Below are 25,533 nucleotides of genomic sequence, written 5' to 3'. Positions count from 1 at the left end.
TCCGCTTCGCGGGCAAAAGAGCTGCTGCACGCTGGAAAGAACCGCTTTGCGCTTAAGAGCGGAGAACCCGCTGATCGCTTTGAAGAGCAGTCCTCCGTTATGAGTCCCAGATCATTCACCCGTCCTACGATAAGATCAATCGAGAAAGCGTGTTGTCGAGACGTTCGCTGCGCTCACGAGAAGGCGAGAGAAAAGCCTGTCACCTCGCGCCAGCGAGCATCACTTCCGCCGATGCTTTTCGGCGCATCACTTCCCCGGATGTTCTTTCTGGCCTCGCCTCCTGTCGAAGGCAGCCTTACGCCTTGTTCCTAGCGATTATTTTACTTCTCTTCTTCGATTCCCAGTTCAGAAAGCGTCTTCCTCAACCATCGAAGAGATTTTTCGATCAGAGGTCCACCGGTCCCCTCACATTCCATGCTAAGAGTCCCACTGTAACCGTGGTCTCTCAACATGGCAATTATCTTTCTGATATTATCCGCATTGACTCCATCACCTATTGCCGAATGGCTTATTCCTATGCCGGTGTCTTTTCCCCTCATGGCATCTGCAAGATCTTTCGAAACATCTTTGATGTGGACATGTTTGACCTTGTCAATGAATCTCCTGCAGAATTCCACCGGATCTTGGCCGGCAATGAAGCTGTTCCCTGTGTCTAAATTCAGACCGAGTCTATCGCTCTTCACGAAGTTAAGCATCTCATCAAGGAGATCGGGGTTCGTAGTGAAGTAACCGTGAACCTCAATGTTGATGTTTATCTCGTAGATCTCTGCAGTCTCGACGATGATACCATACGCCCTTTTCATTAGTTCAAGGGCCTCTTTATCGCTAAACCCTGAGGGTTTCTTCAAACCGTCGGTCGTTGCAATATTGGGGCAGTCGACAAGTTTGGCCCAGGGGATGGACTTGAGAACGTAAGGTACACCGTTGTAAAAGCCTTCATTCCCCGAGAGTGGATACGCAGAATCGATTTGTGAGAAACGCACACCATATTTCTGCATAGTGAGCTTCGTTTTCAGTGGATCCTCCGTGAGCGATATGTGGGGGAAGTATCCAAGACCGTGAATCCACGAGACACCGTCAATGATACCGGGCTCAATAAAGTGAACATCGTTTTTATGAGCCCACTCAAGAGCCTTCTCAAAACTAAATACTGCCGAGTTAAATGCATCAGTATGAAAGCCTATTTTCACAGCAGTTCCTCCTAAGCTATAATGAACGCACGATTTCTTCACGTTCTCTGAAGTATTCAACAGAATCCTTTACCAGCCTGTCCATAACCGATACATCGCAGGGACCGGTAGAGAGAACGTAGGGATCGGGGTATGGACCCAAAGGTTCAAATGTTATGAATCTTCCCTTTTGATTCATACCGACGAGATAAGCCGCCATGATCGCAGTATCGATATCTATTTGCCCCTTACCCGGAGCATCCCTGTTACTGTCGGCTATGTGAAGATTTACGAGCCTTTCACCGCACTTAATGATTGCTTCTCCCACATGCTGTTCTCCGTTAAGCATGTGATATATGTCTCCATTGAGGCAGTTGACCAGTGGATCATCAACCATGTCCAGGTAATCTAGTGCCTCATCAACGGTATGAACCAGACTCACCTCTGCAGATCTTATAGGTTCAATCACCGGCTTCACTCCAGATTCTTTGAAATGGCAAACGCATTGCCTCAATGCTTCTGCACTTCTCTCCATCTCTAACCCGTCAACGGCATCCGGTCTTCCAACGGCGCCAGGGACAACAATAAGATAAGTCCCTCCAAGAAAGGAGATGTAGCTGGAAACTTCGAGAATATAATCTTGTGCTTTCTTCCGAACCTCTTCCAAAGGACTTGAAAGATCTCTCTGGGGCGAGAACATTCCACAGGCACCGGAGACTTTGATCCCCGAGTTTTTGAGCGCTTTTTTCATTGCTTCCTTTGGAATAGATGTATCTCCCTTTATCTCAACATACTCAAATCCGTTTCTTCTGAGTCTTTCAAGAGACTCGTCTATTGGCTCAGTACCGAACATCCAGATACTCCACGAGAGCGACAGCCTTCGTTCGAAGCTTTCCGGCCTTCGCCTTTTCTCTTCAACGAATCTCTTCTTTATCGTTTGGTTTTTCAGAACGAAATTCTGAGGCTTCACGACTTCTCCTCCTTGACAGTTGCCGGCTTTATCTTCTCTTTCTTCCTGTACGAACTTAGGACACTCACGGCAAGAGAGGCGATGATCAAAACACCGAATGTTACGGTCTGGAAGTACGGGTTTACTCTGAGCATGTTTAGGGAATTTGAGATGATTCCCATTAACAATACGCCAAAGAACGTTCCTATTATTCGGCCTTTGCCTCCTGAAAGCGGTGTTCCTCCAATAACTACTGCTCCTATTGCCTTAAGTTCAATTCCGCTGCCGGTAGATGGTTGTGCGGCTCCAATTCTTGATAGAAGAACCATCGATGCTACTCCAATGAACAGACCATTAAGTGCAAATGCTGTCAGCTTTGCTTTGTTCACAGAAATCCCCGATAGGTAAGCTGCCGATTGGTTACTGCCGACAGCGTATGTACGTCTGCCAAGTTTTGTGTATGAGAGCAAGAAGTGCATAACTATGTATGCGGCAATACTGATGAGGAAACTCAGTGGAACGATCTGCCAGAGTCTGAAAGTACCTATGAATTCGAACTGACCGTAGATTGTTTGGAACGTTCCCTTGGTGATCGCGAGAGCAACTCCCTGGAAAACACTGATGAAGGCGAGCGAAGTTATAAATGAAGGCGCTTTGAAAGCTCTAGCGGTGATACCAACAAGAAGACTGTTGAAGACTGCCAAAGCAATTCCCAGAAGGATTGCCAACACATATCCATAACCTGCTTTGATCATCATTGCCATGACCACTGAAGAAAGGCCGATGTTTGCACCTACCGAGATGTCTATCTCGCCAGAGATGATGAGCAAAGTCATCCCGGAAGACACAATACCAAGAACCGCTATCTGCTCGAGAATGTTCATTATGTTGCTTGTTGTAAAGAATCTTGGGTTGACCAATCCGGTTATAACCGCAATAGCAACTTCAGCAACCAAGAGATAGAACCACTGATTCTTCAAGATGGAGCTTCTTCTAGTAAGGGTTCTCTTTCCGTTAGCCGTTGCACCATCCTTACTCATTGTCTTCATTCCCTCCCGCAAACTCTAGACTCCTATGAAACGCTTTATCATATCTTCTTCTTCAATGTCTTTATTCTCTACAATCTCTACCAGTCGCCCATTTCTCATAACCCCGATTCGGTCACTCATCGAAAGCAGTTCAGGCATATCGGATGAGATCATGATTATGCATTTGCCTCGTTCGGCAAGCTCAATTATAAGCTCATAGATCTGCTCTCTTGCTCCGATGTCTACGCCTTTTGTCGGTTCGTCGAATATATAGACATCCGAATCGTCAATCAGCCAGCGACCGATAATAACCTTTTGCTGATTTCCTCCGGAAAGCTCTTCGATCTTTTGCGACTTGTCCTGTGCTGCAACAGAGAGCTTGTTAACAATGTCATCAGTAAGTTTTTCTTCTTCCTTGAGATCGAGAAGAAAGCCCTTGAAATTCTCGCTATGCACAAGAGCCGTATTCTCAACGATATCTCTTCCCCCAAGCATGGCCAGTTTCTTTCTATCCTCAGTAATCAAAGCGATTCCATGTTTGACAGCATCCTGCGGAGACTTTATCTTCAATTTCCTACCCTTTAGAACTATCTCTCCTTCATCGGCCCTGTCCGCTCCAAAGAGAATATTCACCAGTTCACTTCTCCCCGATCCGACCAGTCCCCCAATTCCGAAAACCTCCCCCTTCCTTACTGAGAAACTGACATTGTCGACTACTCCCCAGCTGGTTATGTTTTTCACTTCAAGAGCTACATCGCCAATGTCAACTTTCTTTCTCCTGTAGAACAGAGAGGCATCTCTTCCCACCATTTTCCTGATGATCTCTTCAACGGTTATGCTTTCAATTGAGAAAGTACCCATACTCCTCCCATCCTTAAGGACCGTTACTCTGTCTCCTATTTCGAAGATCTCTTCAAGGTAATGGGATATGTAAACGATACCGATACCGCGATCTCGCAGATTTCTTACAATATCCATGAGAGCCTTCGTTTCGTCCATTCCTAGAGAGCTGGTCGGTTCATCCATTATTAGGACCTTCGCGTCTCTGTAAAGAGCTTTGACAATCTGTAGCATCTGCTTCTGAGAGGCTGAAAGTTCTTCAACCAGAACACTGGTCGGGAGGTGCATCTTCAGAGTCTCTATGATTTCATTCACCTTCTCCGTCTGTCTCTTAGTGTCAACAACAAATGGAAGCCGCCCTGTTAACTCATCGCCGAGATATACATTATCGGAAACGGTAAGAGAGTCTACCAGTTCGGCATCCTGATAGATTGTAGAAATACCCATTTCTATCGACTGGCGCGGAGTTAGGCCCTCAACTTTTTTGCCATCGATCTTGATCAGCCCCGCCTCGGGTGAAATCGCTCCGGAAAGAATCTTGATCAATGTAGATTTTCCGGCCCCATTCTCTCCAACAAGGCAATGGACCTCTCCCGGAAGAAGCTCAAATGATACGTCATCTAGCGCCCTATGATTTCCGTAAATCTTCGTGGCTTTCTCCATTTCGACTATTGGATTTCTCTGCATATCTTCACCCTTATCAAAAGATTATCTAAAAGGGGGGACGAAGAGCTCCGCTCTCATCCCCCCTGGAATCTCGATTCTTTATCAGTAAAGCGAATTGTATTGCGGGAAATACTCTCTTGTCAGATCTATCCAGACTGGATCGACATCCCAGGGAACTACTTTCGTCTTGTCATCTATCGTTTCGGGAGTGATCGGAGTGTTGGGTAGAAGAATCTGCTGATTCAGATCGGTTATGAGTTCCTGAGTGTAAGCATGGAGCGCAAGGAAAGATACGAATCCTTCCCAACCGGGTGAAGTAGAAATTGAGTAATCGATGCTTCCTTCTTTGATAAGCTCAATTCCGTAAGGGGCACCATTTGTTGTGATTACCCTGATCGGGTCATTTAACAAACCTCTTGTCTTCAACATTCTGACAACTGCCGCTGCCATTTCCTCATTGAAGATAAAAAGGTTGGAGAATTCGTAACCGGATTCGATCAAATCCTGGGCCTGATCAACAGCAACAGTCGGAGTGTACTGACCATCTCTGATTGCTACGATCTCGTTCTTTCCCAGTTCTTTAACCTTCGGTTCGAAAGTGTTTCTGAACATCTGAACGGGAACGTGTTCGAAAAGCCCCATGATGCATGCGATATTTTCACCAGGATATTTGTCTGCGATGTAGTTGGCGATATTTACTCCCATTCCCTCCCAGTCAAAGTCAATGCATGCAACGATATCGTCATCTGACTGGAGGACCTGACCAACGTTGTCTGTAACCACCAGAGGTATCCCTGCCTTAGCAGCTTCTCTTGCGGCAATAAAAGCACCATTAGGATTGAAAGAGAAGACACACATACCGTCAACACCCATATTTACCAGAGTGTTGATATTCGTGATCTCTTTCTCTGTATCATAGTCGGAGTTAAGTACGATAACTTCTACCCCGACGAGACTTGCCGCATACTCGAATCCTTCAACGTCCTTTCTGTACCACGTATCGGGTCCCGGAGTTACGTAACCATAGGTAAGTCCTGCAAGAAGCGCTTCTCCTCCAAGAATCACTGCAAGTAGAAGAAGAAGCATTACCGAACGCCTGACATGTCTCATAGCTTTACCTCCTTTTTGGAATAATGAATTGACAAATACTATCAGGGAATGCCCAGAGCAATTATATCAATGACTAGCGTTTTTGAAGAATTCCGCTGATGTCTGCTGTAATTCGACAAAGGACGATTACAGACTTCATTGGACGAATACAGCCAAATATCCTTCTTATCTGAAAAATTATGAGTTCGCCATAAGTTATTCTTTGCTTTGGGCAATAAATTATTCTTGATTGCTTCTTCGGGCTGCCAAGAGGCAGACTCTCATTCTACAGTGATATACCTGTCTTGATCCTTCACTTCAAGTAAGAGGCGGACGGAAGCGGAGATTCAGCCTTTGAATTCTAGCTGGTGAGGCTCGTGCCTTGTTCACTCATAACACTTGTTCAAAGCCGGAGCAATAACTTAGGGGGAAGAAGGATGGAAAGATTTGTCAAGGTTACGGGAGGGAGATTATGGTATGAAGTCAAAGGCAAAGATCTGAAGGCATCCCTTTGCTAACGATTCATGGCGGCCCCGGTGTTCCTCACAACTATCTGGAGACACTCGAGATTCTGGAAGACGAAAGACCCGTGGTATTCTACGATCAGCTCGGTTGCGGGAAATCTGAGAGACCTCCAGATACCTCTCTGTGGAGAATCGAGCGGTTTGTCAAGGAGATAGAGCTTTTGAGAAGTGAGCTAACCTACCCGGAAATTCACCTGCTAGGGCAGTCCTGGGGGACAATTCTTGCCTGCGAATACGCTCTGAAATATCCTCAGACGGTCAGAAGCATGGTTCTCTCCGGACCGGCAATGAGTATTTCAAGATTCGAAAGTGATGCTAGAGGGCTAATGGAAACGCTTTCAGTTGAATCAAAAGAGGCTATTAACAGAGCAGAGAAAAGCGGCAACTTCAACCGAGAAGATTATCAGGAAGCAGTATCGGAGTTCTACGGCAAGTTCGTTTGCAGAATGGAACCCTGGTCCGAATGCATTAATGAGTAGTCGCAGGCATGGGTGAGAAAGTATACAATTATTATGTACGGGCCGAGCGAATTCACAGTAACCGGTGTTATGAAGGGTTACGACTGCAGTTCGCGGCTCGGCGAAATCGGCTGTCCCGTTCTACTGACCTGCGGAGAATACGACGAGGCGACACCCGAGGCAACCGCTTTCTACAGAGAGAAGTTTCCGAACGCTATTATGAGAGTCTTTGAAGAGTCTTCTCATGAACACCATCTCGAAAAAGCCGCTCGAATATATCCAGCAAGTTAGGCAGTTCCTGACACGCGCTGACCAGAACCCTTAACGAAACCAGCCTTCAAAATTGTCACCGCTCTTTTGAGATTGCAGTAGTACAGCCGGAAGGTTCAGTTTTACGGAATCGCAGGTTTGTAGATAATCAGTTCTGTGCCGGCCGGGATACTCCGAACTCTTGTGAGGTCGGGGTTGTATTTCATAATCTCAGAGGTATCGATACGGTACATTTCGGATATCGACCTCAACGTTTCGTTCCACCCTATAGTATGGATAAAGCCCGTCCCCACCGACCAGTTGTTATCTACGGATGCGCTAACGACAAATCTTCCAAGCACATGATCGATGATCACTTCGGAGACCTCGAGCATGACATCCCTAACCACCGGTCTTCTCTCAAACATGCTGTACCCACCGCCACCGCCGGCCCGATAGCTGCTCATAACTACTTCGTACTTTTCATCCATATCGACAGGCTTTCCCTGATACCTGATACTAAGTACTCTCTCACCAACCGGTCTATCCACAGCAATTATGTATTCTATTCCTTCCCACATATCATAATCTTGACTCGTTAGCTTTGGAGTCAACCAACTTTCTGAGATGGATATCTTGTTGTCAGTACAAGTGAAGTATTCTGCGCTCCTTTCCAGGGCGGCTTTGATGTCTGAACCGGATACCTGAATAACCTTCAAAGTGCTTGACATGGGGTAGATCGAGATAAGATCCCGAATTGTTATTGGCCCTGTCTTCCAGCCTGTAATTTCGTCTGTACAAATGGCGGCACACGAGATCGTTGCACCGGTCGCTTCCATCTGAACTCTGTTTATGAACTGAGCAAGAGGATTATCCTTCATCTTAGCTTCAAGCGGATCTTCTATGAAGAAATCTCCAATAGAAAACCCGACCGGTCTTTCAAGCCATTTCTGGACTCTTGTTTCGAAGTCCTTCAAAGCTCCAACGACATAGTCGTCAGGATCATATGAAGCCACAGACACCTGCTCGACCGACTTTTCAACGATCTGCCAGCCGTCTTCTATTTTCTCCAGCTTCAAGTCAACCTTGCCGACAAACCTTCCGAGACTGGACGGTTGAGAGACAACTACTCCGTCTATTATCTCGGCGATAGTCCTATGTTGATGCCCCGTAAGAAGCACATCAATACCCTCGATTGTCTTTACAAGTTCAAAACCCACATTCTCGTCCGTAAGCTCCTCGGTTGGTTCTCCCGTTGTGAGATCTCTTTCAAAGCCTCCGTGATAAGCAACTATAAGTACATCGACTTCATCTCTGAGTTTAGGAACAAGTTCTTCTGCAACGTTCACAGGATTCAGGAATGCAAGCCCGGCGATATGTTCCGGATCCTCCCATCTTGGGATAAGGTTTGTGGTTAGGCCGAGAATCGCAATTCTTACATTCTCGCCTTGTTCTCCAAGAGTTATTATCGAATACGGCTGAAACACATATTCAGCAGAGTCGTCGAAGATAATGTTCGCTGAGAGAAAGGGAAACTCTGCCGAGACCATCGCGTCCTCAAGAGTCCGTGGGCCGTAGCTGAATTCGCAATTTCCTATCGTAGAGGATGTCAAATCGATCAAGTTCATAGCCCTTATAACAGGATTGATACCTGAGTTGTCGATCTTCGCAAAGAAGTACGAAAACGGCGTTCCCTGGATCAGATCACCTGTATCTATAACAAGTGTGTGTGGATTGGTATGTCTGATTTGACTGACGAAAGAAGAGATCCTTGCCAGACCTGCGTCCAAAGAATCACCCGTCACATAATCGACAGGAAAAACGTTCCCATGTATGTCGCTTGTATGGAGAATTGTAAGATGAAAATCCGAAGCAAATGAAAGTACAAGAGAAGAGATAATGAAAAACGAAGCAAGGAGCCTTCGCACCTAAACCCCTCCTTTAGCCTCACGCCTCAAATTGTGCAGCGAGAAAAGAAAGCGGGATGACAGGCATCCCGCAGAGTTCTATCTCTCTTCGAGCTTCGAATCAATCATGAAGATTCCATTCGCGTGGTCTCCGACCATTCTCAGCCTCTTAACTATGTTCCTGAACGTCTTCTCCTCTTCAACCTGTTCAGTGACATACCACTGCAGAAAGTCGTTAGTCGCGTAATCCCCTTCTTCATCGGAAATCGTGACGAGATTGTTGATCCTTGAAGTGATGTATTTCTCATGTTCGAGTCCTTTTTCGAACACATCTAAAATCGACTTGTAGTTAATGGTCGGTTTCTCAATGCCGGGAATCTCGACGGTTGCATCGACATCTTGTAAGTAATTGACTAGTTTCATTGCATGTTCTTCTTCCTCTTTGGCCTGCTTCCACATGAAGTTCTCCGTACCGAAGTATCCGTTCTTGTGTGCCCACGCGGCCATTCCCATGTAGATAAACGCAGACTCGAATTCAGCCTTTATTTGAGCGTTGATCTCCTTTTCCATTCTTGCCGTTATCATAGTTAGCCTCCTTCTCCATTCTGTTTAAACGTCAACAGTTCCTTCATGATATTTTACCACCGCGAAGAGAACTCTCAAAGTATCTTAACGAGTTGGAACCAGCAGTTCACTCTCTGAGCTGTTCTAATAGACTTATACGAAGCAGCCTATTCTTAGTTATTTGCAGCCTTTCGATTTGGAATGGCAATCTCATAAATGTATAATCTCTACATAAGGACGGCCAATTTCTCAACAAAGGGGGTAATAACAGTGAGGAAGATCTTCTTGTTTTTCTCAGTGCTGCTGATTGCAGCGGCGCTGATGGCGGCACCACTGAAAGTTGCTTTTGTCTACGTAGCACCGGTCGGCGACGGTGGTTGGAGCACCATGCACAATGAAGGTAGGCTTCATCTCGAGAGAGTTTTCGGGGATCAGATAGTAACTGATTTTATTGAAAGCGTTCCCGAAGGTGGAGAAGCCGAAACGGTGTTCAAAGGATATGCTCAAAGAGGTTATGATTTGATCTTCGGAACCAGTTTTGGCTACATGGACCCTATGGTAAAAGTATCTCAGTCTTTCCCCAACTCAATCTTCATGCACTGTTCGGGTTATATGACCACTGACAATCTCGGCACATATTTCGGAAGGATGTACGAACCGAGGTTCCTTAGCGGTCTAATCGCAGGGGCAATGACCAAGAGCAACATCATTGGCTACGTTGCTGCCTACCCGATTCCGGAGGTTATTCGAGGAATCAACGCTTTTGCAATGGGCGTTCAGTACGTGAATCCGGATGCAAAGGTTCACGTGGTCTGGTCGAATACTTGGTTTGACCCAGCAAGAGAGAAGGAGGCTGCGGAGTCCCTACTCGATATCGGTGCAGATGTCATAACACAGCATCAAGACTCTCCTGCCCCACAGCAGGCGGCAGAAGATAGAGGCGCGCTTTCAATAGGATACAACAGCGACATGACCGCCTTCGCTCCAAACGCATTCCTCGCAGCCCCTGTATGGAACTGGGGTCCTTTCTACGAGTACGTAGTGAGAAGAGTTATGGACGGTACCTGGACCAATGAGCAGTATTGGGGCGGTATTAAGGACGGAGTAGTCGATATCTTCGTTGGCGACCTAGTACCCCAAGGAGTAGCAAAGCTTGTGATGTCGATGAGAGAGGCGATAATCGAGGGTATTATGCACCCGTTTGACGGACCGGTGTATGACCAGTCTGGAACACTGAGATACGGCAAGGGCGAGAGGCCATCGGATAGTGATCTTCTCAGTATGGACTGGTTTATCAATAACGTTGTAGGTAAAATACAGTGAAAACACTGAGGGGCCTTCTGGCCCCTCAATTTCTTTCTTTGGAGTGATATTTCTTGGCTGATCTTTCAGTTCTCGAAATGAGAAACATCACTAAAGCCTTTCCAGGAATTCTTGCAAACGATAACATTTCGTTCGATCTCCGAAAGGGAGAAGTGCACGCTCTACTTGGAGAAAACGGAGCAGGCAAGACGACCTTAATGAATATCCTTTTCGGAATTTACAAGCCCGATGGTGGAGAGATTCTCGTTGAGGGAGACAGGGCGTCGATCTCTTCACCTCATAATGCGCTGAAGCAGGGAATAGGAATGGTGCAGCAGCATTTTACTGTAGTTCCCTCCTTCACGGTTGCCGAGAATGTTGTTCTCGGCTTGAAAGACATGGGCTTTTTTGTAAAGACAAAATCAGTTGAATCGAGCATAAAGAATCTGGGAGAAAGCTATGGCCTACCCGTGAATCCAAAGGCAAGGGTCTGGACTCTCTCGGTCGGAGAGAAACAGCGAATCGAGATTCTAAAGTTGCTTTATACCGGCGCGAAAGTCATCATTCTTGACGAGCCAACGGCAGTCCTTACTCCTCAAGAGACTGAAGTCTTGTTCAAAGCAATAAGAAAGCTCGTGAGTGAAGGCTCTTCAGTGATCTTCATAAGTCACAAACTTGACGAGGTTCTCCAAATAAGCGACAGGGTTACGGTATTGAGAGGTGGCAGGGTTGTTGGAACTGAAGAGAGAAGTTCAATTGATAGAAGATCTCTCGTAAGAATGATGGTTGGAAGAGACGTTTTGCTGGACTTCGAGAAATCAACAAAGGAACCTGGTACTACTGTTCTGGAAGTTGAAGACTTGACCGTGAAAAATGACAAGAATCTTGAAGCGGTGAAGAGCTTGAGTCTGAACATCCGCTCTGGTGAAATACTAGGCATCGCAGGGGTCGCGGGTAATGGGCAAAGAGAGCTTGCAGAAGCCATTTATGGCCTTAGAAAACCTGTTCACGGTACGATTCGCTTGAACAGCAAGACTCTTCGTCACACCGATGTCGCTCAAAGAATTCGGGCAGGCGTGGCATTTGTTCCCCAGGACAGGAGAGCTCTGGCTACATGTCCCTCGCTGTCAATTACTGAGAACATGTTTATGAAGAACGCCCACACGAAGTACATTCCTCAGTCTCCGTTCAACGTAGATTTTCGTGCAATGCAGAAGGCTACGGAGCGACTCGTAAGCGAGTATTCGATTTCAACTCCGTCGACCAAGACTCAGGCAAGATTTCTTTCCGGAGGAAATCTTCAAAAACTCGTACTCGCGAGAGAGCTGTCAACTAAGCCAACTGTAATCATTGCAGAGCATCCTACAAGAGGTTTAGACGTGGGAGCAATGGAGTTTGTCTATAAATCCCTTCTTGCTCATAAGGATCGAGGAGCGGCTATCCTGCTTCTAGCCGGGGAACTCTACGAGATATTCAGGCTTTCAGATAGAGTTGCTGTGATGTATGAGGGTCAGATAATGGGGTACACACCTCCTGATCCAAAGTATACAGAGGAAATTGGTTTCATGATGGCCGGTTCAAAACAGGAGGAGATCGCGTGAAGTTGAGAATAGAAAAGAGACTCGCCGTTCCCAGATACTCCTCTATCCTTGTACCAATACTCTCAGTGGCCGCTGCGTTGCTGCTGATGGGAATCATTCTGTTGATCTTCTTCTACGGCCGACTTGGAACCTTGTCTCTTGCATTCAAAGAGACGTTTGAAGCATACAGGGAAATGTTGACTTGGCCCTTTGCGAACAGATACGGGATATTCAGTACACTAATGAGGATGGTCCCGCTGGCTTTCGTTGGGCTCGGCCTTTCATTTGCATACAGAATGAAGATATGGAACATAGGAGGTGAAGGCCAGCTCTATATGGGAGCATTGGCCGCTACCTGGGGAGCTCTCTACTTATTCAAAGATGTCACTTCGCCAGTACTTATGATTCTCCTCATTTCAGTTCTAGGAGCGGCAGCGGGTGGCATTTGGGCCTTAATCCCTGCATTAATGAAGGCATTTGCAAAGACCGACGAGATAGTGGTAACTCTCATGCTCAACTATGTCGCAATATTCTGGGTAGATTATCTTGTATACGGACCGTGGAAAGACCCCAAGGGCTACGGGTTCCCCGGGACGGCCCCTTTTCCTCAGCAGGCAAGACTTCCGACTCTCTTCGGCGGCGAATTTCACATTGGCTTTTTCCTGGCAGTCGTGTTGGCGTTCATTCTCTTCTATGTGTACAGAAGGACAAGGTGGGGAATGAACTCAAAAATCGTTGGAGACAATGCTCAAGCTGCCAGATACTCGGGAATCAGCATAATAAAGTACACGATCATTGCGCTCGTTGTTAGCGGAGCGATAGCGGGCTTGGGTGGAGCCATACAAATGATGGGAGTGCAACACAGACTGCAACACGGCTTCTCTCCAGGATACGGATACACTGCGATCATTGTAGCCTGGCTGGCCAAGCTGAACCCGATTGCAATTCTGCTTGTCGCATTTCTCTTCGGAGGGCTACTCGTAGGAAATGATCAGCTTCAGATGTTCTATAAGCTGCCGATGGCTCTCATATCGGTATTTCAGGGGCTGGTACTCTTCAGCCTTCTCGGAGGAGAGGCTATTGCCAAATATAGATTGAGGGTATCGAGAGAGGAGGCAGTCACGAATGAATAATATCGAGTCTTTCATTCTCTCGACACTCAGCGCTACAGTCAGAGCGGGAACTCCTCTACTGTTCGCAGTTCTCGGCACGATCTTCACTGAAAGATCGGGAGTAATGAATCTCGGATTAGAGGGTCTCATGTTGGTCGGAGCCATTGGAGGCTTCGTCGCCTCATATCAGACTTCAAACCTTCTACTTGCTATACTCGTCGCAATGCTTGCAGGAGCAGTTCTCGGCCTTGTTCATGCCTTCTTCACAGTAACTCTCAGAGTGAACCAGATCGTCAGCGGACTCGCCATAACTATGCTGGGAACCGGTCTAAGCGGTTTGTGGGGAAGAGACTACATCGGGGTAATCGCAAAGCGTTTTCAGCCTATAAGAATTCCTGTATTATCGGATATTCCATATTTGGGCCAGATTCTTTTCAGTCACGACCTTCTCGTCTACATAAGTTTTCTGCTTGTTCCCGTCATGTGGTTCTTCATTTACAAAACACGACCCGGACTGACCCTAAGGGCAGTAGGCGAATCTCCCGAAGCCGCAGATGCTAAAGGTATAAATGTATTCGCAGTCAGATACATCTACACTATTCTGGGAGGTTCAATTACAGCAATAGGAGGAGCTTATCTCTCGTTGGCCTATAACTCGATGTGGATCGAAAACATGACGGCCGGCAGGGGGTGGATAGCCATAGCTCTTGTGCTATTCGCAACCTGGGATCCTGTGAAGGCCTTGATAGGTGCATATCTCTTCGGAGGAATAACTGCCCTTGGATTGAGATTACAAGCAGTAGGAGCTCACGTCTCACCCGACTTTCTCAAGATGCTTCCATATTTGCTCACAATTGTCGTTCTCTTTTTCACTTCGACAGATACGCTGAAGAGAAAGGTTGGTGCACCGGCATCACTGGGAGTACCATATTCAAGAGAAGAGAGAACCTAAAGGAAACAATACGTTCGTCTTTACTGTTGATCCGTAACATTGTTTTGTGGTATAAATTTCCTATCAAAGATTTTCGGAGGTTCAAAGTGATGACTCGAGCAGTATTCATAAGTTTTGCATACGCTTATTGGTTTAGGAGGAACGTCCTTTCTTCGGACTCCTCCGGTGTGTGCTTGAGTTAAAATACACTAGAGAGTATAAAAAGAGAGGACGTTGAGAAGCGTCCTCTCTTTTTATTTTAGGAGGGATGTAGAATGAAGCGGGTTCTTGTATGTGTATTACTACTTATTGGAGTTCTTGGTTTGTCAACGCAGACAGTCGGAATTACTTCGATCGTCGAACACCCAGCGCTAGATGCAGTTAGAGACGGAATTATCGATGTACTTGAAGAGAATGGTTTCAAGGATGGAGAGAGTATCGTGATCGATTTTCAGAACGCCCAGGGATCGGTATCAACCGCAGTAACAATAGCAAAACAGTTTGTTTCTCTGAACCCTGCAGTGATGGTTGGAATTGCCACTCCCTCGGCACAGGCGCTGGTGAATGCCTCGAAGACAATTCCAATAGTCTTCAGTGCCGTCACCGACCCAGTTAGTGCCAGTCTAGTTCCTTCATTTGGCAAAAACCCGGGAAATGTAGTTGGGATCAGCGATATGACGCCAGTCAAGACTCAGCTCCAGCTTCTCAAACTGACTCTGCCACAAGTTGAGACGATAGGGATTATCTACAATTCAGGAGAGGCAAACTCTGTAACGATAAGAGAATTTGCGAAAGAGGCTTGTGACGCTCTGGGAATGAGGTTAGTCGATATTACCGGTTCCACAACAGTTGAAATGGTCACCTCTCTTAACGCTCAGATCAAAGACGTTGATGCTATCTACATCGGTACCGACAACACCGCAGCCTCGAGCATCCAGTCGATTTCCAAAGTCGCTCTAAGAGAGAAGATAGCGATAGTCGCGGCTGACATTGACATCGCAAGATCGGGCGGGTTAATCGGTTTCGGATTCAATTACTACCAAATAGGAAGAGCTACTGGAGAACTGGTCGTCCAAATACTGAAGGGCGCTTCCCCTTCAGAACTCGAAACAAAGATCCTTGGTCAGGATTCATTAATCCTTTTCGTAAACACTGACATTGCAGAAGAAATCGGTATTGAGATACCACAGTCTGTTCTTGATCTCGCAAACATCGTTGTAACTAATGGTGTAGAGACGGAAAGGTAAGTCTATGGCGATTCTGGAACAGGGATTGATAATAGGCCTTATGGCCCTGGGAGTTTATATATCTTTCAGAATAGTTGATCTTCCTGACCTTACGACAGATGGATCCTTTGCCCTGGGAGCAGCGGTTGCGGTAAGGGCTCTGGTTTCCGGATTTCCTGCCTGGTTGGCGATAATGCTTGCGGCCGCCACAGGTGCTCTTGCTGGCAGCATAACCGGAACAATTCATAGAAAGCTCAAGATCAACGTTCTATTAGCCGGAATTTTAGTCATGACAATGCTTTACTCAGTAAATCTCAGGGTAATGGGCGGGCCCAATCTCCCTGTTCCTCGAGTCGTTCCTGAAAGGAGCACTCAAAGTTTTGAAGAGATGAGCGGCGGAACTGGTCTTGATGGCCTTTTTGGAGAGCTCGAGATCAATACTGAAAAACGCACAACAAAGACTACTGTTGTTGCAAAGAACATCTTCAACAACGATCTCGACGGATCCGACTTATTGCTCATAGTTCTCATAATTTCTGCTGTGGTTGTAGTTCTTTCGATTGTGCTGAAATCTGATCCTGGGATGACCCTAAGAGCTTTTGGAAGTAATCCCTCGGGGGTGGTTTCTTTCGGTATCTCTCAGAATCTTCTCGCTATTGCGGGGCTTACCGTTGCGAACTGCATTATCGGGCTGAGCGGCGGTCTATTCGCGCTCTACAGCGGTTTCTCTGATGCCACAATCGGTCAGGGAATGGTCGTAACTGGACTGGCATCGGTAATAATGGGCGAGATACTTCTGGGAAGAGTTAAGCTCTTCTATGGTCTTCTCTCACCGATAGTGGGAGGTGTTATTTATCAGACGCTTCTCTCTCTGGCAATGAGATATGGGTACAGAATCGGTTTTCTTGCAAGCGATATGAAACTACTCACAGCAGTCTTTATTATTACTGTAATTGGATTGAGGCAGCTTTCTACTAGCGGAGGAAAACGAAAGGTTAAACAGGAGGTGAAGAGGTTATGGTCGAATTCAAAGATCTGACGGTCGTATACAATGAGGGGATGGAAAACGAAAGAGTTGCCCTAAGAAATGTGAGTCTGTCAATCCCCGAAGGGCAATTTGTCACCATAGTCGGACCCAATGGAGCAGGCAAGTCAACACTTCTGAAAGTAATTCTTGGTGAGGTTCAGCCCACATCGGGTTTATATATAATCGACGATAAGACGATGAATTGCATGAAGCCTCACAGACTTGCTGAGTTCATCGGAAGAGTCTATCAAGACCCAAATACGGGAATATTTCCGGCTCTTACAATAGCCGAGAACCTGATAATTGCATCGAAGAAAGGCAACAGGCCATTCAGGTTCAGTTCTGTCAAAGAAGAGGCGATAACTCTTCTTAGGGATCTCGGGCTTGGACTGGAAGACAGGATGAGAACGAAAGCGGGAGAGCTCTCCGGAGGGCAAAAACAGTCTCTGGCTATGGTAATGGCCATCTTGTCGAAGCCCAGGCTGCTGCTTCTTGACGAACACACGGCTGCGCTTGATCCAGATAGCGCCTCAAGAGTAATGGAACTGACAGCCAGAATCAACAGAGAGTACGAAATAACTATAATCATGATAACTCACAACATGGAAATCGCCAGCTCTTACGGAGAAAGGTTGATGAGATTGATCGATGGTGAAGTTGCAAACGATGGAATAAGAGAGATAATGTCCAGAGCGACTTCAGTTATGTGTTGAGCGGCTCTCGACTCCACCTGTGAAGAGACTCTTCAAGGTGAGCCAGTACGGACCTTTCACATAACCGCTCAAATAATTGATCAACAGTTTACCAGCCGTTTTTCCCTTAAGAAGATCTAGTTTCTCATCAAGATTCGCGTTGAACCTCTTCCTGAAGGCGTCTGCGATCTGCAGATGCCTCGCGATAGGGAAAAGCCTTTCCAGGTATCTTTCGTTTGCGGTCTTTCCCTTGTAACCATCTTCAACAATAGATAGGGCCGCCTGCCTTCCTGAATCAAGTGCAAAGTCAATCCCGGCACCTATCCAGTTATCGATAAGACCTGCGCTATCGCCCGCAAATAACAGACCTCTTTCCAGGTTGTTCAGTTTCAGCACTACCTCACTGTCGAATGTAGGAATAGGAGTTCCCGAAAGTTCAATTTCCACATCAAAGACTCTCTTAATCAGTGTGCTCATTTCTTCATAGGAAGAGACATTTTCACAATCAGGATAAATTCCCCCGCCTACTGAATCATACGACTCGCCAGGAAAACTCCAAAGATAACCGTTGGGGACAAACGTTATGGAGGCATTACCCGTTGGAGAGCTGTATCCGTGATATATGACACTGTAACAAGGAGGTTCCTGACCGACTAACTTTGCCCCGAAAACACCTGCGGAGATTATCACGTAATCCGAACTCAACTCTCTGCCGTCTGTCATTATCACAAAGGCTTCTTTGACTCTCTTGACTTCTCGCACTCTCGAGACAACGAGCCGTCCGTCTCTCTCTAGAATAGATTGCAGAAGGGACTGGTCAAACTCCTTCCTATCGACCTTATTAAAGGTAGGCCTCTTCGAAACCAAGGACACTATGTATTTGAAACTTCCTTCCGACAGAGCATTGACCGATAACTCGCGGGTTTCAAAACCCTGGATCTCCACATCCGGAAATACCTGCCTAAGGACTTTCAGTGCTCTTGGCGTCAGCCCGCCACCACAACCCTTTTCCCTCGGAAAAGTCCGGGAGTCCACAAGGACGAAATCAACGCCCTCTCTCAGCAAAACTCTTGATGCGGCCAAGCCCGCAGGACCAGCTCCAATGACAACAACCTTGCTATGCATCCTTTACCACCGCCTTGAGTCTAATGATGAGTAGCACCACAACGATCTCGAGGAAGATTAGAAACATGATGAAGAGAACGCCTGCCATCATGCCGAATTGATGCCCGAGAAAACCGACGAAGAAATTGGAGATAGCTCCACCTATTGAAGCAGCAACAGTAAACATCCCAATGGCAAAACCTATCCCGTCTTTCATGGTGGATATGAGAATCGCCTGAAGCGTAGGGAATGTTCCCGAAAAACCAAACCCGGCGAAGACCACGGCAATACCGACAGTAACTGGAGAACTAAGCAGTAATGCTGCTCCAAAGGAGACAAATGCAATGCTCACCATAAACAAGAGCGATAACTCGTAACCCAGTCGATCAACGAAAAAGCCTGCAAGCAATCTACCAATGAATATCCCCGTCCAGAGCAGTGCGGGAAAGACACTGGCATATCTCATCTCAATGCCCTTCGTCTCAAAAACAAAACTTGAAAGCCACGACGTAAAACCAATTTCATAACCTACATACAGGAGCACTCCGGCGAGTATTAGCCAGAAGACCTTCTTGGAGAACACTTCCTTCTTGAAGTGGGTTGCCTTCTGATTACTGCCGACAAAAGGAATTCTGAAGAGTAACGGAGCAAAAGCTACAAGAAATGCGCCACCGAAAAGAGCAACGAAGAATGGCTTCCACCAAGAATTATAATCAACAAGAAAAGCTGCAACAATCAATGGCGATATGATCGAACCTAGCGCAAATAGCGAGTGCATCAGATTCAATGCTCCGCCCGGTTTTCTGTAGTTCATTCCGGAAACGCCAATTCCAATCGACGTCTCCATCGTTCCTGTTCCGAAGCTTAGAGCCATACTCCCCAGAAGCAGCAGCCAGAATGACCTCCCGATCGAGAGAACTGTCAAGCCACCTGTAATGATTACTATCCCGCCGGCAAGCAACTTGAATGGACCGAACTTGTTCGAAAAAGCGCTCACAAATACCGCCGACAACATGAAAGCAAGAGTAGGAAGTGAAAGAAGTACTCCTGCTATCTGATGATCAATCCCAAAACTCTTCTCGATTGCCGGCAGCGCACTACCCAGTATTATCGATGTAAATCCAAAGAGAAAAAAACCACATGACGAAATAAGGCTGAAAGCTTTCTTCGTGTCCATGAGAGAATTCTATCACGATGAACGGATTGTTTGAACTAAAGGGAAACTCAAAAAAAGCGCAGCCCGTAAGCTGCGCTTTTGAGGTTTTTTCTTCACATGAAGAACGGAGTTACCGGGAAGAGTGAACCAAACACCAGAGAAACAACAGACATCAGCTTGATAAGAATATCCATCGACGGGCCAACTGTATCCTTGAGAGGATCTCCCACCGTATCGCCAACGACAGCCGCTTCGTGTGTTGGAGTACCTTTTCCGCCGAACTCTCCCGTTTCAATGTACTTCTTTGCGTTGTCCCAGGCTCCGCCGGCGTTTGCGCTAAATATTGCGATCATGATAGCGCTTGAGAGTCCTCCCATCAACAGCCCTGCCACGGCAGATCGGCCAAAGAGAAAGCCGACAATGAATGGAGAAGCGATTGCAACTATTCCTGGGGTAAGCATTCTGCTTACGGCACCTTTGGTTGTTATCTCAATGCATCTCTTATAGTCAGGCACCGCCTCGCCCGTTCTGATGCCAGGAATTTCTTTGAACTGTCTCCTGATCTCAACAATCATAAGGTTTGCGGTATCGGCCACACCCTTGATCAATAGAGATGTGAAGAAGAAGGGCAACATACCTCCAATCAAAATCCCAATTAGAGTGTATGGCTCAACCAGGTTGATCACCGGATTGTTCACAATCTCGTCGGCAGTTCCCGCCGTACCCCAAATATACGATACTATGAGGGCAAGGGCGGCAAAAGCCGCTGAACCAATGGCGAATCCCTTTCCGATTGCCGCTGTCGTATTTCCGACAGAGTCGAGCCTGTCGGTGAGCTTTCTTACCTTAGGATCGAGTTTGGCCATCTGAGCTATTCCACCTGCGTTGTCTGCAACAGGACCATAAGAGTCGACAGAGACGATGTATCCAACAAAAGAAAGCATCCCAAGGGCTGCGATAGCTATTCCGTAAACTCCTGCAGACCAGTAAGCGGCAAGAATTGCAATTGCAAGTGTTATTACCGGCCAAATGGTACTTCCCATTCCAAGAGCAAGACCGCCAGTGATATTTATGGCCACTCCGCTCTGGGTATCCTTTGCAAGCTTTCTAGTCGGCTTATATTCATCCGATGTATAGTATTCACTCAGCTTCGAAATGATTATTCCCGCGATGAGTCCGGCTGCTATTGCAAAAAAGAGTCTCCATCTGGAAACAAACTCAGGATTGATGATGAAGCTGTCCTTAAAGGCATAGTCCGGCGCCGCTACTCCAATCACTATGGCCACGGAGCCCAGAACAAGAGCCCCTGTAAAGAGGTTTCCAAAGCTCAAGCTCTTCTGAGCATCTTTGGTCTTCATATTCGCGACCACAAGCACGCCTATCAAAGAGGATAGTACGCCCGCGGCGGCTATTAGAACAGGCAAGATTATCAGGCCGTAATACTGTGCTTCGGTCATCGTCCCGTGATCCGCGAACTTCATGAAGATCGCCAGAACGATCGCTGAGACTATCGAAGCAACATAAGACTCAAGAATATCCGCACCGAGACCGGCGACATCTCCCACGTTGTCTCCAACGTTATCGGCAATGGTAGCCGGATTTCTTGGATCGTCTTCTTCTATCTGCTCTTCGATTTTCCCCACGAGATCGGCACTCATGTCGGCGGCTTTCGTATACATTCCTCCGCCGACCCTATCGAACAAAGCTATGAGACTGGCTCCTAGAGAGTAAGAGCTAATGATCATGATTCCATCAATATAGGATATCCTGCCGAAAGCTCTGGAGATATCCGTGATGTTCTCAAAAACAAACGAGCTCTTGAAAACAAGCATAACAAGTGCCAGACCGGTAAGTGAGAAACCGGCCACAGCAAGCCCCATAACAGACCCGCTTGAGAAGGCAACTTTGAAAGCGTTCGCTAGACCATGCTCCGCTCCCGCTGCAACTCTCGCATTTGCTCTTGTTGCAGCGTACATCCCAATAACTCCGGCCAGCTCAGAGACGAGCGCGCCAAAGAGCAGCACAACTGGATACTTGAACGACTGGAAGATAATCCCTAGAACTGCGGCCAGTACAATAGCCACAAGGAATATCTTTCTTGCTTCTTCTTCAAGGAATGCAGAGGCACCTTCCTGAACATACTTAGAAAGCTCTTTCATCCTATCATTACCTTGCGAAAAGCTCAGAGTCTTTCGCAACATAATGAAGGCAAAAACGGTTGAGATAATCCCTGCTACAAGTGGAAAGTACAATGAGTTCATTCGTTCTCCCTCCTAGTTGCTACTTTATTGGAACACATTTGACTTAGAAATCCCAACTTACATCCCAACGCTCGAAACAGTCTTTAGGCAACTTTTCCACGAAATCATGTCCGCTTCTGAAGACGTATCTGTTTCCTATCATAGGCCTTGATCTACCACCCTTCTGTTTGAGAATGTAAAGGTAATCCTTTGCTCTTGTAACGGCCACATAAAAAATTCTTTCTTCTTCGCTCAGAGAACCTTCTAGTATCGCCATTGAATTCGGCAGATCACCCGGATTCACGGCCAAAATGAAAACTACGTCCCACTCCAACCCCTTCGCCTGATGCACAGTTGAAAGCACAACCGCCGGTTGTTTTTCAGCAGACTCCCGTTCAATATCGATCTTCTCGCTAACGGCAAGATCCTCAAGAAGATCGGAAATCGACCTGTAGCGACCGGCAATCTCAATAAGCCTCTCAACATCCATCCTTCTTTCTCTCGCGTCCGGGAATTTGTCATCTAGATAGGCACCGTAGAAAACCTCATAAAAACGCCTTACAATCTCCGAAGGAGGTTCTTTTTCATCGAGATCACTGAAAAGGGCAGCCAACTTGTCAAGTTTCACCCTGTTGCTTACATGCGACCCAATTACATCAACCGGTTTGTGACCGTCATTAACTGCTGCGGTTATTCCCTGAATTATTCTAAGAGACGTTGCGCTTCCTACACCGGGAAACAGCCTCAAAGTTCTTCCCCAGGATATTTGATCCAGCGGGTTTTCGATAACCTTCAGTATTGCAAGTATATCTTTAACGTGAGCGGTTTCGGTGAATCTGGGACCCGAGTAAAGGGTGAAATTCATCTTTCTCTTGTCCATCTCCATCTGGAGCTCGAGAGAATGATAGTGTGAACGGTATAGAACGGCTATCTTATCGGGGTTTATACCATCGTCTACGTGTTCCTGGATCTTCTGAGCGACAAAAGAAGCTTCTTCCAGATTGTCCCAGGTCTCTGCAACGACCGGAATCGGTCCGTTCATTCTAACCGCCCGAAGTTGCTTTTCAATGGAGTCTTCGGGAACAATGGAGTTAACTAAATCGACAATCTGTGGGGTTGATCGGTAATTAGTCTGAATCTTAAAGATCTTTGCATCTTTGGTAGCAAGAAAATCATAGACGTTTTCGAACCTTGCTCCCCTGAATGAATATATCGACTGGGCATCGTCTCCGACAACTATCAGGTTTCCGTGAATGGAAGACAACATTTCGACGAGCCTGAACTGCAAAACATTGGTATCCTGAAACTCGTCAACAAGAACCCATCTGAAGCGCTCGGCCTCTTTTCGAAGAATCACGGGATTTTCATTGAACATCTTGAGAGCCTTCAACAGCAGATCGTCATAGTCAACACAGTTCTGAAGTGTCTTTTCTTGAACATACCTCTTCCAGATCTCTTCAATCTCGTCATATGAACCGAGAAACTTCCGATTCTGCCTCGCAATCGACTCTCTCAAAGACGAAAGCACGTTTACCGAATAAGAATAGATGCTTTGAAGAACTCCTGCTGAAGGTAGAGTCGAACTGTTGATACCTTCTCTTTCTTCAAGCAACTCCGCCCTACAATGCTTAATGAGATCTTTCGAATCCTCTCTGTCAAGGATAGTGAAATTCTCTTTCAACTCGGCTGCCTTCGAGTATTTTCTCAAGAAGTAGTTGCACACGTGGTGGAATGTTCCTGAAAGCATTCCCTGGAGGCTTGATCCGCTGGTTCGCCTGGCCCTATCGATCATCTCTCTGGAAGCGGCCCTTGTGAATGTGACGAGAAGAATATTCTGCGGGCTCACCGAATTCGATACTAGATGCGCGATCTTATACGTAATCACACGGGTCTTTCCTGAACCCGGCCCCGCCACTATCAGTGAACGGCCGTTTGATTGGACGACAGCTTTCAGCTGTTCCTCGTCTAGTCCTTCGCTAAGAAATTCGGGAATCTCTGAACTTTTGAGAGTATATTTCTTCATCGACCACAGCGGCCCCCTTCTGCTAAGATTTTACCATAACGATGAAATCGCTTCACTGAGACTCTTTCGATACCCTGGAGGTAACAATGAATGAAGAAAGCGGTGGAATGAAGCAGATAGTTGTCTCTCTCTTGCTGTTGCTCTGTGTGTTTCTGATAGGAATCTTTGGATACTCAATAATCGAAGGATACCATCCTATCGATTCCTTTTTCATGGTAATGATCACGATCTCAACAGTTGGTTACAGCACCCCTACTGACCTGACTGAAGCCGGGAAGGTGTTCACCAGTATAATTATACTTGCGAGCATCACCATCGTTGTTTACGCAGTTTCAAACATAACGGCTTTTCTTGTAGAAGGAAGAGTCAATAAGCTTATCAGGAGGAGAAGGATATTGAAAACAATACAAAAACTGGAAAACCATTTTATTGTAATCGGAGCTGGCGACCTGGGATCAACAATTGCAAATGAGATATCTAAGAGAAACTATGACGTGGTGATTGTTGAGAAGAGAGAAGAAAGGCTCCGTGATCTGACTAAGAAAGAGGGAGGAAAGCTAATATTCATCTCCGGAGATGCCACAGAGGAAGAGACCTTGAAAAGCGCAGGCGTTGACAAGGCACAAGGTTTGCTCGCATGTCTTCCGGACGACGTAGACAACATCTTCGTAGTTCTAACGGCTAGAGGAATGAACAAAAACATGAAGATAATTTCCAAGGTAACCCATGGTGAGAACATCAACAAGTTGAGTTATGCGGGAGCAGACAAAGTAATTCCCATCCAGGAGATTGGAGCGCACAGAATGGTTGCAATGATGCTAAACCCAACGATCACTGGCTTTCTGGATAGTATCTCGCAATCAGGTTCACTGCAGTTGCGTTTTGAAGAAGTCAGAGTGCCGGAAAGCTTCCCCGAAAAAGGGCAGACATTGGAAGCGCTTAGAATACCACAGAAGATAGGCTTGATTATAATTGCAACAGTTACGGGCGGAGTTAGCAAGTTCAATCCAAGTGCTTCGACAGTAGTTAAGCCCGGTGACAGCCTTATGGTCCTCGGAGGGCATGAGCAAGTACTTAAGCTCCAAAGTTTCCTGAAGGGCGATCTAGAGGGCTGATTGCTCAGTGAGCCAATGTGATAGATCTCAAGGAATCAATGGCGCCTTATGAAAAGCGCCCGGCTTATAGAGATCTCCTATCTCTTATAAGATGAAATCATTTTCAGTCATTAGAGCAATTCAAAATAGGAGGAATCGGAATGGCAGACAAAGCGGTACAATATTCGGCAAAAGGCATAGACTTCGCACCGGGAATAGCGGGATTCTCTGCGAAGGCAGTAGAGATCAACTCCCCGTTCTCAGGAAGACCCGAGGCTCACAAGTATCAGCATGACCTATATGTAGTGATTTCGGGAACTGCGAAGGTCAAAACTGGAGTGCTCAACGGTGACATAAAAGAAATCTCCGATGGCGAGTTCAGGAGTGAAGAAATGATTGTCGAAGAAGAACACATTCTCCAAATAGGCGATTCACTGCTGATTCCTACCGGGGTAGGCCACTCGCTAATCGTCGAATCCGGGACCTATTCGCAGTGGGTCTTCAAGATTGAGAAGAAGTGATCTTGCTGATCAATCCTCCTTCAGCTGTCCAAAAGCATGGACCCGTTCACCGATGAGATCAACCGAGAAAGAGCGTTGTCGA

At 46.6% G+C, this 25,533-nt stretch carries 22 protein-coding genes; 11 read left to right on the top strand and 11 right to left on the bottom strand.

The window, feature by feature from the left end; all coding sequences use genetic code 11:
* Nucleotides 1-320: 320 nt before the first annotated feature.
* The 5 genes from B3157_RS07815 to B3157_RS07795 form a co-directional block, all read right to left on the bottom strand.
* Nucleotides 321-1,190: a sugar phosphate isomerase/epimerase family protein gene (locus B3157_RS07815; protein ID WP_292589961.1), complete on the bottom strand. Its 870-nt coding sequence runs from the start codon at nt 1,188-1,190 to the stop codon at nt 321-323.
* A 16-nt stretch (nt 1,191-1,206) separates the two neighbouring features.
* A complete protein-coding gene (locus tag B3157_RS07810) occupies nt 1,207-2,139 on the bottom strand; it encodes a sugar phosphate isomerase/epimerase family protein (protein ID WP_292589960.1) in 933 nt (310 codons plus the stop codon).
* Nucleotides 2,136-3,167, bottom strand: a complete 1,032-nt coding sequence (locus B3157_RS07805) for an ABC transporter permease (RefSeq protein ID WP_292589958.1) — start codon at nt 3,165-3,167, stop codon at nt 2,136-2,138. Before B3157_RS07805 ends, B3157_RS07810 begins: the two co-directional genes overlap by 4 nt.
* Nucleotides 3,168-3,182: 15 nt before the next feature.
* Nucleotides 3,183-4,673, bottom strand: coding sequence for a sugar ABC transporter ATP-binding protein (locus B3157_RS07800; RefSeq protein ID WP_214060526.1), 1,491 nt, complete (start codon nt 4,671-4,673; stop codon nt 3,183-3,185).
* Between the two features lie 81 nt (nt 4,674-4,754).
* Complete coding sequence (locus B3157_RS07795; protein WP_214060527.1) at nt 4,755-5,762, bottom strand: sugar ABC transporter substrate-binding protein; 1,008 nt, start codon at nt 5,760-5,762, stop codon at nt 4,755-4,757.
* 490 nt (nt 5,763-6,252) lie between these two features.
* On the opposite strand from B3157_RS07795, the gene B3157_RS07790 reads away from it, so the two are divergent.
* The gene (locus B3157_RS07790) at nt 6,253-6,744 is read left to right on the top strand and encodes a proline iminopeptidase-family hydrolase (protein ID WP_292589956.1); all 492 of its coding nucleotides are present in this window, start codon (nt 6,253-6,255) and stop codon (nt 6,742-6,744) included.
* A gap of 12 nt (nt 6,745-6,756) precedes the next feature.
* Entirely contained in the window at nt 6,757-7,014 is a 258-nt protein-coding gene (locus B3157_RS07785; RefSeq protein ID WP_292589954.1) for a hypothetical protein, read from the top strand.
* Between the two features lie 101 nt (nt 7,015-7,115).
* Here B3157_RS07785 and B3157_RS07780 read toward each other — a convergent pair whose 3' ends face one another.
* Together B3157_RS07780 and B3157_RS07775 are read right to left on the bottom strand one after the other, a co-directional pair.
* Nucleotides 7,116-8,900, bottom strand: a complete 1,785-nt coding sequence (locus B3157_RS07780; protein WP_214078679.1) for a 5'-nucleotidase C-terminal domain-containing protein — start codon at nt 8,898-8,900, stop codon at nt 7,116-7,118.
* A gap of 78 nt (nt 8,901-8,978) precedes the next feature.
* Nucleotides 8,979-9,464 (bottom strand): ferritin, encoded by a 486-nt coding sequence (locus B3157_RS07775; protein WP_214060745.1) that lies wholly within the window; start codon nt 9,462-9,464, stop codon nt 8,979-8,981.
* A gap of 249 nt (nt 9,465-9,713) precedes the next feature.
* Between B3157_RS07775 and B3157_RS07770 the strand changes: the two genes are divergently transcribed.
* From B3157_RS07770 to B3157_RS07740, 7 genes are all read left to right on the top strand, one after another.
* Nucleotides 9,714-10,766, top strand: a complete 1,053-nt coding sequence (locus B3157_RS07770; RefSeq protein WP_292589951.1) for a BMP family ABC transporter substrate-binding protein — start codon at nt 9,714-9,716, stop codon at nt 10,764-10,766.
* 53 nt (nt 10,767-10,819) lie between these two features.
* On the top strand, nt 10,820-12,346 hold the full coding sequence (locus B3157_RS07765; RefSeq protein WP_214060694.1) for an ABC transporter ATP-binding protein: 1,527 nt from the start codon (nt 10,820-10,822) through the stop codon (nt 12,344-12,346).
* On the top strand, nt 12,343-13,458 hold the full coding sequence (locus B3157_RS07760) for an ABC transporter permease (protein ID WP_292589948.1): 1,116 nt from the start codon (nt 12,343-12,345) through the stop codon (nt 13,456-13,458). Before B3157_RS07765 ends, B3157_RS07760 begins: the two co-directional genes overlap by 4 nt.
* Entirely contained in the window at nt 13,451-14,389 is a 939-nt protein-coding gene (locus B3157_RS07755) for an ABC transporter permease (RefSeq protein WP_214078682.1), read from the top strand. The genes B3157_RS07760 and B3157_RS07755 overlap by 8 nt, the downstream gene beginning before the upstream one ends.
* Nucleotides 14,390-14,643: 254 nt before the next feature.
* Nucleotides 14,644-15,615 (top strand): ABC transporter substrate-binding protein, encoded by a 972-nt coding sequence (locus tag B3157_RS07750; protein WP_214060697.1) that lies wholly within the window; start codon nt 14,644-14,646, stop codon nt 15,613-15,615.
* Between the two features lie 4 nt (nt 15,616-15,619).
* The gene (locus B3157_RS07745) at nt 15,620-16,633 is read left to right on the top strand and encodes an ABC transporter permease (protein ID WP_214078684.1); all 1,014 of its coding nucleotides are present in this window, start codon (nt 15,620-15,622) and stop codon (nt 16,631-16,633) included.
* Nucleotides 16,612-17,334: an ABC transporter ATP-binding protein gene (locus tag B3157_RS07740; RefSeq protein WP_292589945.1), complete on the top strand. Its 723-nt coding sequence runs from the start codon at nt 16,612-16,614 to the stop codon at nt 17,332-17,334. The genes B3157_RS07745 and B3157_RS07740 overlap by 22 nt, the downstream gene beginning before the upstream one ends.
* Here B3157_RS07740 and B3157_RS07735 read toward each other — a convergent pair.
* The 4 genes from B3157_RS07735 to B3157_RS07720 all read right to left on the bottom strand — a co-directional run bounded on the left by B3157_RS07735 (nt 17,320) and on the right by B3157_RS07720 (nt 23,836).
* Nucleotides 17,320-18,438, bottom strand: a complete 1,119-nt coding sequence (locus B3157_RS07735; protein ID WP_292589943.1) for an FAD-dependent monooxygenase — start codon at nt 18,436-18,438, stop codon at nt 17,320-17,322. The genes B3157_RS07740 and B3157_RS07735 overlap by 15 nt on opposite strands.
* A complete protein-coding gene (locus B3157_RS07730) occupies nt 18,431-19,594 on the bottom strand; it encodes an MFS transporter (protein ID WP_292589941.1) in 1,164 nt (387 codons plus the stop codon). The genes B3157_RS07735 and B3157_RS07730 overlap by 8 nt, the downstream gene beginning before the upstream one ends.
* A gap of 92 nt (nt 19,595-19,686) precedes the next feature.
* Nucleotides 19,687-21,834 carry a sodium-translocating pyrophosphatase gene (locus B3157_RS07725; protein WP_099830711.1) on the bottom strand — a complete coding sequence of 716 codons (2,148 nt, stop codon included), beginning with the start codon at nt 21,832-21,834 and terminating at the stop codon, nt 19,687-19,689.
* A 43-nt stretch (nt 21,835-21,877) separates the two neighbouring features.
* Nucleotides 21,878-23,836, bottom strand: a complete 1,959-nt coding sequence (locus B3157_RS07720; RefSeq protein WP_099830710.1) for an ATP-dependent helicase — start codon at nt 23,834-23,836, stop codon at nt 21,878-21,880.
* A gap of 86 nt (nt 23,837-23,922) precedes the next feature.
* Between B3157_RS07720 and B3157_RS07715 the strand changes: the two genes are divergently transcribed.
* Together B3157_RS07715 and B3157_RS07710 are read left to right on the top strand one after the other, a co-directional pair.
* Nucleotides 23,923-24,951 (top strand): potassium channel family protein, encoded by a 1,029-nt coding sequence (locus B3157_RS07715; protein ID WP_099830709.1) that lies wholly within the window; start codon nt 23,923-23,925, stop codon nt 24,949-24,951.
* A gap of 140 nt (nt 24,952-25,091) precedes the next feature.
* Nucleotides 25,092-25,451 carry a hypothetical protein gene (locus tag B3157_RS07710; protein WP_214059982.1) on the top strand — a complete coding sequence of 120 codons (360 nt, stop codon included), beginning with the start codon at nt 25,092-25,094 and terminating at the stop codon, nt 25,449-25,451.
* Nucleotides 25,452-25,533: the final 82 nt, after the last annotated feature.

The sequence above is a fragment of the Mesotoga sp. UBA5557 genome (assembly GCF_002425715.1).
Classification (GTDB): Bacteria; Thermotogota; Thermotogae; order Petrotogales; family Kosmotogaceae; genus Mesotoga.
The sequence above is the reverse complement of the archived record's forward strand: the minus strand, read 5'-3'. Positions and strand labels throughout refer to the sequence as shown.